At 65.7% G+C, this 13,885-nt stretch carries 9 protein-coding genes; 4 read left to right on the top strand and 5 right to left on the bottom strand.

Annotated elements, in window-relative coordinates:
- The first annotated feature begins 140 nt into the window (after positions 1–140).
- Complete coding sequence (locus GE073_RS01150) at positions 141–626, top strand: phasin family protein (protein ID WP_052333639.1); 486 nt, start codon at positions 141–143, stop codon at positions 624–626.
- Positions 623–2,377, top strand: a complete 1,755-nt coding sequence (locus GE073_RS01145) for an ABC1 kinase family protein (protein WP_028600644.1) — start codon at positions 623–625, stop codon at positions 2,375–2,377. The genes GE073_RS01150 and GE073_RS01145 overlap by 4 nt, the downstream gene beginning before the upstream one ends.
- 94 nt (positions 2,378–2,471) lie before the next feature.
- Here the strand turns inward: GE073_RS01145 and GE073_RS01140 are convergent, their stop codons facing one another.
- The 3 genes from GE073_RS01140 to GE073_RS01130 all read right to left on the bottom strand — a co-directional run bounded on the left by GE073_RS01140 (position 2,472) and on the right by GE073_RS01130 (position 5,325).
- Complete coding sequence (locus GE073_RS01140; RefSeq protein WP_028600645.1) at positions 2,472–3,554, bottom strand: glycosyltransferase family 4 protein; 1,083 nt, start codon at positions 3,552–3,554, stop codon at positions 2,472–2,474.
- Positions 3,551–4,792 (bottom strand): glycosyltransferase family 2 protein, encoded by a 1,242-nt coding sequence (locus GE073_RS01135; RefSeq protein WP_028600646.1) that lies wholly within the window; start codon positions 4,790–4,792, stop codon positions 3,551–3,553. The genes GE073_RS01140 and GE073_RS01135 overlap by 4 nt, the downstream gene beginning before the upstream one ends.
- Before the next feature lie 98 nt (positions 4,793–4,890).
- Positions 4,891–5,325: a hypothetical protein gene (locus GE073_RS01130; protein ID WP_028600647.1), complete on the bottom strand. Its 435-nt coding sequence runs from the start codon at positions 5,323–5,325 to the stop codon at positions 4,891–4,893.
- Positions 5,326–5,635: 310 nt separating this feature from the next.
- Between GE073_RS01130 and GE073_RS01125 the strand changes: the two genes are divergently transcribed.
- Positions 5,636–9,082, top strand: coding sequence for a discoidin domain-containing protein (locus tag GE073_RS01125; RefSeq protein ID WP_153782567.1), 3,447 nt, complete (start codon positions 5,636–5,638; stop codon positions 9,080–9,082).
- 182 nt (positions 9,083–9,264) lie between these two features.
- Here the strand turns inward: GE073_RS01125 and GE073_RS01120 are convergent, their stop codons facing one another.
- Positions 9,265–11,016, bottom strand: coding sequence for a family 10 glycosylhydrolase (locus GE073_RS01120; RefSeq protein ID WP_228551223.1), 1,752 nt, complete (start codon positions 11,014–11,016; stop codon positions 9,265–9,267).
- Between the two features lie 621 nt (positions 11,017–11,637).
- Between GE073_RS01120 and GE073_RS01115 the strand changes: the two genes are divergently transcribed.
- Positions 11,638–12,225 (top strand): GNAT family N-acetyltransferase, encoded by a 588-nt coding sequence (locus tag GE073_RS01115; protein WP_153782566.1) that lies wholly within the window; start codon positions 11,638–11,640, stop codon positions 12,223–12,225.
- A 991-nt stretch (positions 12,226–13,216) separates the two neighbouring features.
- On the opposite strand, the gene GE073_RS01110 is transcribed toward GE073_RS01115, so the two are convergent.
- Positions 13,217–13,828 carry a YwhD family protein gene (locus GE073_RS01110; RefSeq protein ID WP_084137594.1) on the bottom strand — a complete coding sequence of 204 codons (612 nt, stop codon included), beginning with the start codon at positions 13,826–13,828 and terminating at the stop codon, positions 13,217–13,219.
- Positions 13,829–13,885: the final 57 nt, after the last annotated feature.

The raw sequence follows: 13,885 nt of genomic DNA, 5'->3' as shown, positions 1-13,885 counted from the left end.
CGCGCTAGCTTCATCGGCCGGGCCTCGGGCCTGCCGCCTGGAGCCGAAGCGGGTGATTAACCCCGATGCGTCGAGTATAATGAAGAAGCAAGGATGGAAAATGTTGACGATAGACTCGAAAAGAAGGCAGGTGTCGATTCATGAAAGACCTCTTGAACAAAGCATTCTCGCTGGGGCTCGGCCTCGCCGCTTCGACGAAGGAGCAGGCGGAGAAGCTGGCGCAGGAGCTGTCGGCCCGAAGCGACATGAGCAAGGCCGACTCGCAGCAGTTTGTCAGCAGCATGATCTCGCGCGGACAGGAAGCCCGCAGCGGCTTGGAGACGTTCATCCGCGAGCGGGTCAAGGACGTCACGGATGAGCTGGAGCTCGTTCATCGCAGCGAGCTGGCGCGGCTCGAGGCTCGCGTCGCGGAGCTGGAAGCGCGGCTCGGCGCCGCCTCTAGCCATGCGCCGTCCGCGCCCGCGGGCGATGCGCCGGCGGCGCTTCCCCATGGAGCGGCCGGCGAAGACGGCGCCTATGAGGGGACCGGCAAGGCCGGCCCCGGCGTGCCGCCGGCCGTCCAGCCGTCCGCAGACGCAGGCGCCGGCCCGGAGCCGGGCGGAGAGCCGGACGGCCACGGCCGATGACGGCCATCCGCCGGCTGCGCCATCTGCAGCGCTATCGCGAGATCGCGCTCGCCTTTGCCCGCAACGGCTTCGGCTATTTCGTCCGGGAGCTCGGCCTCACCCGGCTCATCCCGCATTGGCGCAGCGTCGAGAGCCAGCATCATCAGCCTACCCGCACGACCGGAGAACGCCTCCGGTCTTTTTTGCAGGAGCTCGGCCCGACGTTCGTCAAGATGGGCCAGATCGCCAGCACCCGGCATGACATGTTTCCGCCGGACATCATCGAGGAGCTGCAGCGGCTGCAGGACAAGGTGCCTCCGTTTCCGTTCGAGGAAGTCCGCCGCGTCGTCGAGGAGGAGCTCGGCTCGCCGCTGGAGTCCGTCTATCGCAGCTTCGAGCCGGAGCCCGTAGCCGCCGCCTCGATCGGGCAGGTGCACCGCGCACGACTGCGCTCCGGCGAGGAGGTCGCCGTCAAGGTGCAGCGCCCCGGCATCCTAAAGACGGTCGAGACCGACCTCGACATCCTGCGCCATCTCGCGCGGATGGCCGAGCATCGGCTGCAGTGGGCGCGGCAGTACGGCGCCTCCGAGCTCGTCGAGGAGCTGGCCGCCTCGCTCGGCGCGGAGCTCGACTACACGCACGAAGGCCGCAGCTCCGAGCGGATCGCCGCGCACTTCGAGGGCCGCAAGGATATCCGCATCCCGCGCATCTGGTGGGATCTGAGCAGCCGCCGCGTGCTGACGATGGAATTCATCCCCGGCATCCAGCTCCATGACGCCGCCGCGCTCGAGCAGGCGGGCTTCGACCGCACCGAGATCGCCGAGGCGGTATGCCGCGTCATTCTGGAGCAGGTGTTCCTGTCCGGGCATTTCCACGCCGATCCGCATCCCGGCAACGTGCTCATCCTCCCGGCGGCGGAAGGCAAGCGGACCGGACCTCGGTCCGCCTCTGCCGCGGAGGGCGGAGCAGACGATTCGGACCCGAGACCGCGGCCGGTCATCGGGCTGCTCGACTTCGGCATGACCGGACGGCTGACCCCGGGCATGAAGGAGCATTTCGCCTCGCTCATCATCGCCCTGCGCCGCCAGAGCACCGACGGCGTCATCCAGGCGATCGAGGCGATGGGGCTCATCCCGGAGAGCGCCGACTGGCAGGAGCTGCGGCGCGACGTGGACCGGCTGCGGGAAAAGTATTACCTGATCTCCTTCGCCGACATCAGTCTCGGCGAAGCGGTCACCGACCTGTTCCAGGTGTCGTACCGCCACCGCATCCGCATGCCCGCCGACTTCATGCTGCTCGGCAAGACGCTGCTGACGCTCGAAGGCGTCATCTCCTCGCTCGATCCCGACTTCAGCGTCGTCACCGTAGCCGAGCCGTTCGGCAAAAAGCTGCTGCTCGACCGGCTGAAGCCGGCCCGCCTCGCCGAGGCGGCCGCCGGCTACGCCGCGGAATACGTCGACCTGCTGGGCGAGCTTCCCTCGCGCCTGCGCAGCCTCGGACGATTCGTCGCGCGCGGCAAGCTGCCGCTCGAGCTGTCGGTGAAGGACGTCGACCGCATGATGAAAAAGCTGGACCGCATCAGCGGACGGCTCAGCTTCAGCATCGTGCTGCTCAGCTTCAGCATCATCATGGCCGGACTCGTCGTCGGCTCCTCGATCGGCCGCCAGCCGGGCCTGCTCTCGCGCTTCCCGGTGCTGGAGATCGGCTTCACGATCGCCGCCGTCATGTTCCTTTATATGCTCGTCTCGATTTTCCGATCCGGTCGAAAATGAATCGGCCCGGCCTCCCCGACCGCGCGGGATGCCGGGCTTTTCCATGCTCCGCCCTGCCGAATCGCTCCGTCAGGATTTTTTTGCTTCCCGTCCGTCATCTCCGCGGCGGCGCCGCCATCACCTTCTTCAGCATGCCGCCGAACCGCTTGGCGTACGCCTCCTTGGAAAATGTCGCCCGGATATGCGCCTGGCCGCGCTCGCGTATCCGCTCCCGCCGCTGCCGGTCGTTCATCAGCTCCAGCGCCCTGCGGACCGCGATGTCGACCTGCCCGACCGGGTACAGCATGCCGGTGGCCTCCGGCTGCACGAAGCGGCGGATGCCGTCCGAATCGCTGGACAGCACCGGGCAGCGGCACAGCATCGCCTCGGCGACCGCGTAGCCGAAGCCCTCGAGATGGGACGTCGAGCAGAGCAGGCCGCCCGAATCCCCGATCAGGCTCAAATAATCGGCCATCTGCCCGTGCGGCACGTTGGAATGGCGGATGAGCCGCTCCGCATAAGGCGAGGAGGCGAGCCAGAGCTCGAACGCCTCCTGCTCCAGCGGCTCGAACAGCGTCGCGTCGCCGAACATCCACAAATAAATCGACGGATTCGCCGCCAGCAGCCGCTCGCCGATGGCGATGAACTCCCGCCAGTTCTTGTTGGCGGTAATCCGTCCGATCCAGCCGACGATCGGGTACGGCTTGGGCGGATAGGCGACATAGCCGAAGCCGGACGTGTCGAGCGGATTGTCGAAGCAGAACTGCGGCACATCGGGCAGATGCTGCTTCATCAAGGCGACGAGATGATCCGTGCGGGGGAACAGCAGCCCGTCGGCATGGCGGCGGATGTGCCCGCTGAACTCCGCCATCACCGCCCGCGCCTCCTCGATCCGCCCGAGTCCCTGCACTTCGAAGACGATGCGGCCGCGGTAACCGGCCTCTCGAATATGCTCCATCGTCCAGATGTCCGTGCAGACGACGATGGCGTCGTAGCCTCCGGCGAGGACATGCTGCCCGATCGCCGCGGGATCGGACAGGATATGGACGGGCAGGTCGGTGATGTTCTTCCTCCCTTCCCCGCCGCTCGTATAGAGCAGATGCACCTCATGCCCCGCCTCCGTCAGCGCCTGGCCGCGAATCCGGTTCAACGTCTCCATGCCTCCGCTCGGGTTGAAAAACGTGAACAGCAGCTTCACGGCGGCCCCTCCGTTCCGAGAATCGCGCCGAGCAGGCGGACGAGGCCGTCCGTGCGGAACAGCTCGTGGAACAGGTTCGGCTTGCCCGGCGGCTCGGCCGCATCCGTGCCGCGCCGGATCGAGATCGGCGCCGGCGCAGGGCCGTCTCCGTAGAACCAGGACAGCTCGCCCGGCTTGCCGTTCGCATCCGCGTAGTCGATCAGCTGCTGGAGATCGACCACCTCGCGGAACCGGCCCGGACCGAGCACCAGCACATAAGGCGTCGTCACATGCTGCGCCGCGTACAGAATCGCGGGCGACACCCCCATGCCGGGACACCATTTGAAGCTCGTCGTCGGGTGGGAGATGGCGCCGAGCGCCGACGTCGGCTGCTGAGACTCGGACAGATCGAGCACGATGCAGCTGTAGTTGCTGAACGACTGCTCGTAAAGATCCTCCAGCACCTCGATCTCGTTGTCCAAAGCAAGCCCGAGCGGGAACAGCACGGTCAGCTGGGCCGGAATTCCCCGCCGCAGCCGGGCCTGGTGGCGGACGAGATGATAGGCATAGCGCCATCGCCGATGCTCCTGCGGGCCGCGCAGCTGGGCGGAGATGCTGTGCGCCGAGTCGACCCGGTAGTCCATCAGCTCCACCGGCAGATGCTTCATGCGGCAGGTCTCGCTCAGGCGGAGCCAGTAGTCGTAATCCTCGACTGGCTGCATGCCGTAGCCGGCGATCTGGCGGGCGTACTGCGCTTTGTACATGAACGAGACGCCGACCATGGAATAATCGAGCAGCCGCTCCTCCGGCTGGGCCTGGTAGACGCGCAACGCCGCCAGCTCGGCCTCCGAGCGCAGCTGCCGCCCCTCGTCGTCGATGCTGCGGAACGAGCTGAAGACGAGGCCGAGCTCCGGCGGGCCTTGGACGAGCGCCGAGCGCAGCACGCCGACATAGTCGGGGCCGTACACATTGTCCGTCGAGACCCAGGTCAGGTACAGGATCGCCGGATCGGCGAGCAGCGCCTCGAAGCCCGTATTCAATGCGGCTGCGACGCCTCTGTTGTCCGGATAGGCGATGATCTCCGCCCGCGGATCTCCCGCCGTCAGCTCCTGGACGAGCGGCTCCATCTCCGGCGCTCCGTCGATGACGAGCACGAAGCGGAAGCCGCGATGCGTCTGCGCGAGCACCGACTGTACGGCCGCCGTCAGGAACTCTCTTTTCTGCCTGTAGACCGGCATGACGATTCCAACATCGGTCAATGCTGTCCCTCCTCGCCCGAATTGCCTTCCCTTCTTGCCTCTCCTTCTTTCATCTATATGTAAGGCGCCTCTGCTTGATGAAGAGGCGCCCCGGCCTTTCAGCTGCTGTAGCCGGTAAAGTTGAAGCTTTCCGGTCCGACGCGCAGGATGCCCGCCACGCTGGAGGTGACGAAGACCGAATAGGGAGCGGACGATGCGTTCGGCGCTCCGGAATCGGAGCCGGTGAAGCTGATCGCGCGCGGACCGACCTCCGTCGCGAGCAGATCCTGATCCAGCGTGTAGACGACGGTGCCGGCGAACGGAGTCAGCCCGCGAATGACGTAGAACGAGATGACCGCATCAGCGGCAGCGGTCGGCTGCTGGACCGTGACGGTGCCTGAAAACTCCACTACCGTACCGCCCGCCGTTCCAAGAGACAGATCGAGCGTCTGCTGGGCGACCAGCTGCAGGGAGCCTCCCGATGCAAGCGGAATCGAGATCGAGCTGCCGTAGCTCGCATTCTGCGAGGCTTTGGCATCAAGCCATTGAGACATGAGAATCCCTCCTCGTGCGGTTGATGCCGTAGTATATGCCGGACAAGCGGGGCGGCAACGGACAAGCGCCGAGGGACCGAGGGGCGCTCCGCCTCTGCCGTGAAGCGCCTCTCGGTCCGCACGGCATAGAAACGCACCTGATCCTCGTAGGAACGCATCTTCAAGGCTTGTCCATCGCTGGCTTAAAATGACAGCAGGACCGGCCGGAACGGTCCGGAGGGAGGCGAAGACAGACAAGGCGGGGCATGACCGGAAATGATGAAAGCGTTTTATATCATTGAAGCACTCCAATTGAACGAGGAGGTACATGATGTCCACGAACCTTCAAGCGAAACGAAAGGCTCCGGTTCGAAATCGCTATGTCTCCTGGCTGCTCGCGTGCATGGTGCTGCTCTCGCAGCTGTCGCTGGCGCCTGCGCCGGCGGATGCCGCGGGAGGCCCGAACCTTGCGCTCGGCAAGGCGGCGACCGCGAGCGGCTACGCCGACGTCTACGGCGCCGGCAACGTCAACGACGGCAATGCGGGCACGTACTGGGAAAGCGTCAACAACGCCTTTCCGCAATGGATCCAGATCGACCTCGGAGCGAGCGCCAGCATCGACCAGATTGTGCTGAAGCTGCCGTCCGGCTGGGAAACGCGCTCGCAGACGCTGTCCGTGCAGGGCAGCGCGAACGGCAGCACGTTCTCGACGCTCGTCGGCTCGGCGAGCTATACGTTCAATCCGACCGGCGGCAACGCCGTGACGATCGGATTCTCGGCCGCCTCGGCGCGTTATGTCCGCCTCAGCTTCACCGCCAATACGGGCTGGCCGGCGGGCCAGCTGTCGGAATTCGAGATTTACGGCGCTTCCGCGCCGACTCCGACTCCGACCGCGACGCCGACGGCCACGCCAACCGCGACGCCAACCGCGACTCCGACTCCGACGGCCACGCCGACGGCAACGCCTACCCCGACCCCGACGGCGACTCCGACGGGGAGCAACGTCGCGCTGAACAAGCCGATCACGGCCTCGTCCGTCGTCCATACGTTCGTCGCGACGAACGCCAATGACGGCAGCGCGACGACGTACTGGGAAGGCGGCGGCAATCCAAGCCAGCTGACCGTCGATCTCGGCACGAACCACAGCCTGAGCTCGATCGTCCTGAAGCTCGACCCGTCGAGCGCGTGGGGCACGCGCACGCAGACGATTCAGGTGCTGGGCAATACGCAGGCCAGCTCCTCGTTCACGAGCCTCGTCTCCTCTCAGTCCTACACGTTCAACCCCGCCACCGGCAACAAGATCACGATTCCGGTGACGGCGACGGCCAAGCAGGTGCAGCTGAACATCACCGCCAACTCCGGCGCTCCGGCCGGCCAAGTGGCGGAGTTCGAAGTGTACGGCACGCCGGCGGCCAATCCCGACCTGAAGGTGACGGGCATGTCCTGGACGCCGTCCTCGCCGGTCGAGAACAACGCCATCACGCTGAGCGCCACGGTGCAGAACAGCGGCACGCTCGCCTCCGGCGCGACGACGGTCGCTTTCCTGCTCGGGACCGAGCAGGTCGGCACCGCCGCGGTCGGCGCGCTTGCAGCCGGCGCATCGACGACCGTCTCGCTGAACATCGGCGCCCGCAACGCCGGCACGTACGCGCCCGGCGCCAACGTCGATCCGAACAATACGGTCGTCGAGCAGAACGAGTCGAACAACAGCTACACGCACTCCTCCTCCCTCGTCGTCGCGCCGGTGACGAGCTCCGACCTGATCGCCACGACGTCGTGGACGCCGGGCAATCCGAGCGCGGGCAACACCGTCACCTTCTCCGTCAACCTGAAGAACCAGGGCAACGCGGCCTCCGCCGCAGGCGCCCATCCGATTACGGTCGTGCTGAAAAACGCCGCCGGAGCGACCGTGCAGACGTGGAACGCGTCCTACGCCGGCTCGCTCGCCGCCGGCGCTTCCGCGAACGTCACGGCCGGCACCTGGACCGCCGTCAACGGCAGCTACAGCGTCACGACGACCGTAGCGGCCGACGGCAACGAGGTCGCGGTCAAGCAGCAGAACAATACGAGCACCTCCAGCCTCTATTCCGGCCGCGGCGCCAACATGCCGTTCACGATCCTCGAGGCCGAGGCGGCGGGCAACGCCACGAACGGCACGCGCCTGGCGCCGAACTTCAAGCCCGGCGACTATGCCGGCGAAGCGTCGGGACGCTCTGCCGTCCAGCTGGATGCCAGCGGCGAATACGTCGAGTTCACGCTGACCTCGCCGGCCAACGCCTTCGTGCTGCGCAGCTCCGTCGCCGAAAGCACGAGCGGCACGATCACGCTGTACGCGAACGGCGTCTCCAAGGGCAAGTTCAACGTCACGTCCAAGTTCTCGCATGTGTACGCCACGCCGAGCACGCTCGGACGGCTCGGCTATGACAACGCGCCGGGCTCCGGCCTGACCGCCTACTGGCTGTACGAGGACGCGCAGCTGCTGCTCGACACCGTCTACCCGGCGGGAACGAAGATCAAGATCCAGAAGGATGCCGGCGACGTGCCGTGGATCTACGTGGACATGCTCGAGACGGAGCAGGTCGCTCCGGCCGCCTCCAACCCCGATCCGAGCAAGTACGTGCAGGTGTCCGCCTCCAAGTCGATCGAGCAGGCGCTGAACGAGTTCCGCCAGGACGCGACCAAGAAGGGCATCTTCATCCCGGCGGGCCAGTGGGAGCTCGGCAGCAAGATCTATCTGTACGGACGCGCGACGGAAATTATCGGCGCCGGTCCATGGCACACGAAGCTCGTCGCTCCGGCTTCCCAGACGAATACGGATATCGGCTTCAACATCAGCTCGACGGCCAACGGCTCGACGATCCGCGACCTGTCGGCATGGGGCAACTACGTCTACCGCACCGACGGCCCGGGCAAGTTCATCGACGGCAACGGCATGCAGAACGTGACCGTCCAGAACATCTGGGTCGAGCATTTCATCTGCCTGTACTGGGGCGTGAACTCCTCGAACAACACGTTCAAGGACAACCGGATCAAAAACACGTTCGCCGACGGCATCAACATGACGAACGGCTCGTCGTACAACGTCATCGACAACAACTACTCCCGCGGAGCGGGCGACGACGCGTTCGCGCTGTTCAGCGCCGTCGACGCCGGCGGCTCCTACAACGTCGGCAACAAGTACAGTAACCTGACCGCGACCTGCGTGCGCCGCGCCGCCGCGTTCGCCGTGTACGGCGGCTCGGACAACCTGTACCAGAACCTGTACGGCGCGGACACGCTCACCTATCCGGGCCTGACGATCAGCAGCCTGAGCTTCGGCTACAACACGCTCGGCTTCGGCGACAAGGATACGGTCATCGACGGCGTCACGCTCGACCGCACCGGCGGCGACTTCTGGACGAGCGTCGGCGCGGACGACAAGATCAACGACTACCAGAACTTCGGCGCCATCTGGTTCTTCGGCGGCGACCGCACGTTCAAGAACATCCTCGTGAAAAACGTCGACATCAACAACCCGGTCTACTTCGGCCTGATGTTCCAGTCCAAGTCTCCGGAAAATCTGCCGATGCAGAACGTTCGCGTCGAAAACGTCACGATCAACAACCCGTCCCGCTACGGCATCAAGCTCGTCGCCAGCGCGGAGCAGGGCCAAGGGCCGGTCTACGGCCAAGCCAGCTTCACCAACGTGAAGGTGAACAACCCGGGCGTGCAGGCCATCTACGGCGAGAGCAAGAGCCCGAGCTTCACCGTGACGCGCGTAAGCGGCAACAACTGGTAGGGTAGAACAAGAAGGGGCTGCCTCGACTCCCGCAAGCGGAGTCGAGGCAGCCCCTTTTTCATGTCGTGGTCCTAGGCCGGGCATACGAGCACGGCTGCTTCGCCGTCGGCCGGCATAGGCAAAACCATCCGCTGGCCTGCACCGGTCGTCAGCTCAGCCCCGGCGGCTCGCAGCCGCTCGCCTCACTGCGCTCCGGCGTAGTAGGAGCGCAGCGCGTCGGCGATGCCGAGCGGGTTGCGCCGCAGATCCTTGGCGCTGAAGAACAGCTCGCCCGTCACGGAGCCGGCCAGCTGGTTGTAGTCGAGCTGGCGGACGATCTCCGACGACGACTGCCAGCCGGCCTCGGTCGTGCCGAGCTTGTACGGCGAGTGGCCGATGTACAGGTCGACGCCGGTGCCGCGCACCGTGCGCTGCCACCAGTCCGCCACCTTGCCGTACGGCACGGTCGGGTGGGCGAAGCTCCAGTAGATCTGCGGCGCGACGTAGTCGAGCCAGCCTTTCTGCACCCACAGGCGGACGTCGGCGTACATGCTGTCGTAGGCGGTCACGCCCGCCTTCGTCTCGGAGCCGGATGGATCGGTCGACTGGTTGCGCCAGACGCCGAACGGGCTGATGCCGAACCGGATCGAGGGCTTCGCCGCGTGGACCGCCCGGTCGAGCTGCTCGACAAAGGCGTTGATGTTGCCGCGCCGCCAGTCGCCCTTGGACAGGAGCGTCCCGGCGCTGTACAGCTTGTACGTCGCTTCGTCGTCGAACGCCGAGCCGGACGGGTAGAAGTAGTCGTCCAGATGGATTCCGTCCACGTCATACCGCGCCGCCACCTCCACGATCGCGTCGATGACCGCCTGGCGCGCCGCCGGGATGCCGGGGTTGACGTACAGCTTGCCGCCGGAGTTCACGATCCACTCCGGATGCTGGCGCACGATGCTGCCCGCATCGAGCTGGGCCGGATCGGCCGTGCTGGCCGCGCGGAACGGATTGAACCAGGCATGCAGCTCCATGCCGCGCCGATGGGCCTCGTCGATCATGAACGCCAGCGGATCGTAGTCCGCCTTGAGCCCCTGCTTGCCGGTGAGAAACGCGGACCACGGGCTGAGCAGCGTCGGATACAGGGCATCGCCCGCCGGACGCACCTGCACGAACACCGCGTTCATGCCCATCGCCTGCAGCTCGTCGAGCAGCGCCGTGAACTCAAGCTTCTGCTTGGCGCTGTCGTTGCTCTTGGCGGAGGCGGCGCTCGGCCAGTCGAGGTTGTAGACGGTCGACACCCATGTCCCGCGCAGCTTGGCCGGGGCGCCCGGGCCCGGCACGACCTGGCCGGGGGTCGGCGACGGCGTCGCGCTCGGGACGGGATTCGTTCCCGGCGTCGCGCTCGGCGCCGGCGTGGCGCTCGGATTCGGACTTGGGCTCGGCGTGGCGCCCGGGCTCGTCGTGCCGGGGGTCGCTCCAGGCTCGCCGCCGGGCGAGGTCAGCTTGACGGTCCGGTCGGCGCTGCTCCAGGCGACGCCGAGCCCGAGCTGCTCGCCGACGAAGCGCAGCGGCACCATCGTGCGGCTCTGCTTCATCTGCACGGAAGCGTCCAGCTTCACGCGGGCTCCGTTCACGGTCGCGTAGCTTTGTCCCATGACGAGCGAAATTTCGCTGCCGGACATCGCGATGTCCGCCCGGCGCTCCTTGGCCGACCAGCTTACGGATGCGCCGAGCCCTTCGCTGACGACGCGCAGCGGCACCATCGTCACGTCCGCCTTGGGCACGATATAAGGAGGCGCCTCCGAGACAAGCGCCTGTCCGTCCAGGTACAGCCGAATCTGCGCCGCCGCTTCGGCCTGGCCGGGCACGGCCGCCGCGCCCGTTCCGAGCAGAGCCGCCAGCGACAGCGCGAGCCGCCTGCGGGCGGCGCCGGACGTCCGGTCCGGTTTCCTTGCTTGCTTCACATTCTCATTCCTTCCCCGATAGCATGCTGAATCCTTGCGTCATGGCAACGCTTAGTTAGACGCCGTCTCCGGAGAGGAAGTTGCTGGATAAGCCTTGATAGGCGCGAGCGGAAGAGAAACCGCTTAATTTCGCAAGAAGATGCGGAAAGGCGGCGCCTGATGCCGAAGAAGGCGGAATCCGCCCGATTTCTGATCTTTTCATAATATTCTGATTATTTAATCAATTGTAAAGATGAGCTATAATGAAGGCACTCCTCACAGGAAGGGGATAGTCCATTGGAGACGGTAAGCGAAGCATGTCCCCGGCTGGAAGGCAACACGTTCCGGTCGGTGAAGCTGGCTCCCCGTGCAGGGCCGAGCGGACATGCGGGTACAGAAGCTGAAATCTGTTGCGCACACGAACCTGTGGTACATTCTGTATGGAGGAAACGAAATCTGAGACGGAAGCAAGCGTTAGGCTACGCAAGCTGCTGGGAATGGAGTGTCAGTGTCTAATTGAATAGGAACCGGTTTTGCAGGAGATAGGGCTTCTGGTTGTCAGCCGACAAGCAGAGGCCCTATTAGCGTTTTCAGGGCCGTCCGGGAAGGGTATACTGAGGGCACGAACAGGAGGCTCTCCGCATGCCGCTGCACATTCTCGACCGTCTCGACCATCCTCTCTGGCCCGCCGCGCGGGCCATCTACGAACGCTCCTTCCCGCCTCACGGGCGCAAGCCGGAGGCGCTGCTGCGCCGCATGCTGGAGCGCGGCCAGGCGTATGTGTTCGTGCTGGCAAACGAGGACTCGCAGGCGCGCCTTCACCCGGCAGCCGCGATGGCGCTAGCCGGCCCGGGCGGGAGCGGGCTTATCGTCGACTACCTCGCCGTCGACCCGACGCTGCGCGGGCAGGGACTCGGCAGCCGTCTGCTGGACGAGCTGGAGCGCTGGGCGCTGGAGCGGACGACCGCGAGCGCGCTCGTCATCGAGACGGAGGCCGGAGCAGGCAAAGAGAACGAGGGTCGACGCGTATTTTGGGAGCGAGCCGGCTTTGTTGCCCCGGACGGGCATGTGCATCGCTACATCTGGGTGCCGGAGCCGTATGCGGCGATGTACCGGCCGCTGCCCGGACGCGAGGGCGGCCTGCTGCCTCCTCCAAGCGGCAGGCAGCTGTTCCGCTGGATCGAGGGATTTCATGCTCGGGCCTACCGCGGGTTCCGCGAGGAGGAGTAGACGGGGCTTTAGCCGGCGGGCTGGGCAAGTCGAGTCGGGGCCGTCGGGCTGGGACATTCCGGCTGGGGCAGTCCGGCTGGGGCCGTCGGGCTGGGACCGTCGGGCTGGGGCCGTCGGGCTGGGGCAGTCGGGCTGCTCAGAGGCCTCGGCAAAGAGCCGCTCTTTGGCCTGGAGCGGGACCTCGCCGGCAGGCTTGTCAGGCATCCGCTTCACCGTGAATTCTAACGACGCGTCATCTCGTTAGACGCCATAAAATAGACCTACGAAAAACGTAACGACTCCTCAACTTGTTAAAATCGAATTCGGGCCCAGAATCAGAGCGAAATAGACCTGACTTGGCGTCTAACGAGCTGATTCGTCGCAAGAAATCGCGAAACCCTCTCAAACCTCTTCTTACGATCTGATTCGTCGTTAGGCAAACTCATGCTTGACGCCGCCCCTACCCGGAATGAAAGCTAGCAGCCGTCTAATCTCGTTTCAGCTGACCTGCTCCAGCGAGCTTGCAGCCGCCAGCCGGATGGTCCTGACCACGCATGCCGTTGGCCAGGCGGTCCAGATTGGCCCTGAGCCCCTGTCGCCCGCCTTCTGGCACGACAACAAAAAGAGGCTGACCGGAGACATCCACCTCGGTGGACGTTCCGGCCAGCCTCTTTGCATGCGGTGCAGCAGCGCCATGCTCGACACTGGCGGGCAATCCGTCAGCTGCCAGCTGCTCAGGCAGCGCAAGCTGAGCCGCAGCTCCCGAGCTTGCGTTGCATCGGCGGCACTTGCGATACATCAGCAACGCCCGCGCTTGCGTGGCATCGGCAGCACTTGCGATACATCAGCAACGCCCGCGCTCCGCGCTTGCGTTGCATCCGCAGCGCCTGCCGCTTCCCCTGGCTTCGCCGCTCTACCCGTTATCCCGGCTCCCGCCGGTCATGCCGCTCCATCATCCGGCCGCCGGCCGGTCGCCCTGGTCCGTCAGCCGACGCGCCTCCGGCCGGTCCTGCTACTCCGCCAGATGATCCTTGAGCGCCTGCGGCGAATGCTCCCACCACTCGGCGTTGTGGGAGATCAGCAGCTCGCGCAGCACGGCCTTCTCCTCCGCCGACAGCTCGTCCAGCACGAAGCGGCGCTTGATCGCATAGTCGAGGTTGTTGACATGCTGGGCGAGAATCTTCCAGCCGCGGCGCGCCTCGGTGTCGACGAGCATCGGACAGGCGGTCGCTCCCGCATAGAAGGAGCCCTCCTCGTCGCGGTCGACCGCGACCCAGACGATCCACACCGGACGGCCGTTCGGCACGTTCGCCTTGTCGGGGCTGAACTTGATCCCCTTCTCCACCTTGCTCTTGGCGTGCATCGCGCCGTTGTCGATGTAAGCCTCTCCGCCGTCGATGATGACGGAGGAGACGCGGCTGAGGTCGATCGTGCCCGCGCCGAAGCCGCGATGCTCCTTGTTGCTGACGACGTTCAGCGACAGCGAGCGCTTGCCCTTGGCCGGCTGCGCGTCCGCGGCCGGCGTTCCTTGCGCGCCGTCCGGACGGCCTGCTCCGGCATCGCCCTCCGCAGACGCCGCTTCCGCCGCGCCCTCCGGACGCTTCGCTTCCTTATTCTCTTCCATGCCCCGCTCCCTTCCATGACTTTCCGTGTCCAAAGACAAGCCATCTATGGTCCGAGC

Origin of the sequence: Paenibacillus sp. B01 (assembly GCF_009649995.1) — a bacterium.
Lineage (GTDB): Bacteria > Bacillota > Bacilli > Paenibacillales > Paenibacillaceae > Paenibacillus_O > Paenibacillus_O pasadenensis.
The sequence above is the reverse complement of the archived record's forward strand: the minus strand, read 5'-3'. Positions and strand labels throughout refer to the sequence as shown.

What these genes read in the sequence shown, in the direction of transcription:
- GE073_RS01125 (WP_153782567.1), top strand. Translation starts at nt 5,636, where the DNA reads ATGTCCACGAACCTTCAAGCGAAACGAAAGGCTCCGGTTCGAAATCGC.
- GE073_RS01145 (WP_028600644.1), top strand. Translation starts at nt 623, where the DNA reads ATGACGGCCATCCGCCGGCTGCGCCATCTGCAGCGCTATCGCGAGATC.
- GE073_RS01150 (WP_052333639.1), top strand. Translation starts at nt 141, where the DNA reads ATGAAAGACCTCTTGAACAAAGCATTCTCGCTGGGGCTCGGCCTCGCC.
- GE073_RS01130 (WP_028600647.1), bottom strand. Translation starts at nt 5,325, where the DNA reads ATGTCTCAATGGCTTGATGCCAAAGCCTCGCAGAATGCGAGCTACGGC.
- GE073_RS01110 (WP_084137594.1), bottom strand. Translation starts at nt 13,828, where the DNA reads ATGGAAGAGAATAAGGAAGCGAAGCGTCCGGAGGGCGCGGCGGAAGCG.
- GE073_RS01115 (WP_153782566.1), top strand. Translation starts at nt 11,638, where the DNA reads ATGCCGCTGCACATTCTCGACCGTCTCGACCATCCTCTCTGGCCCGCC.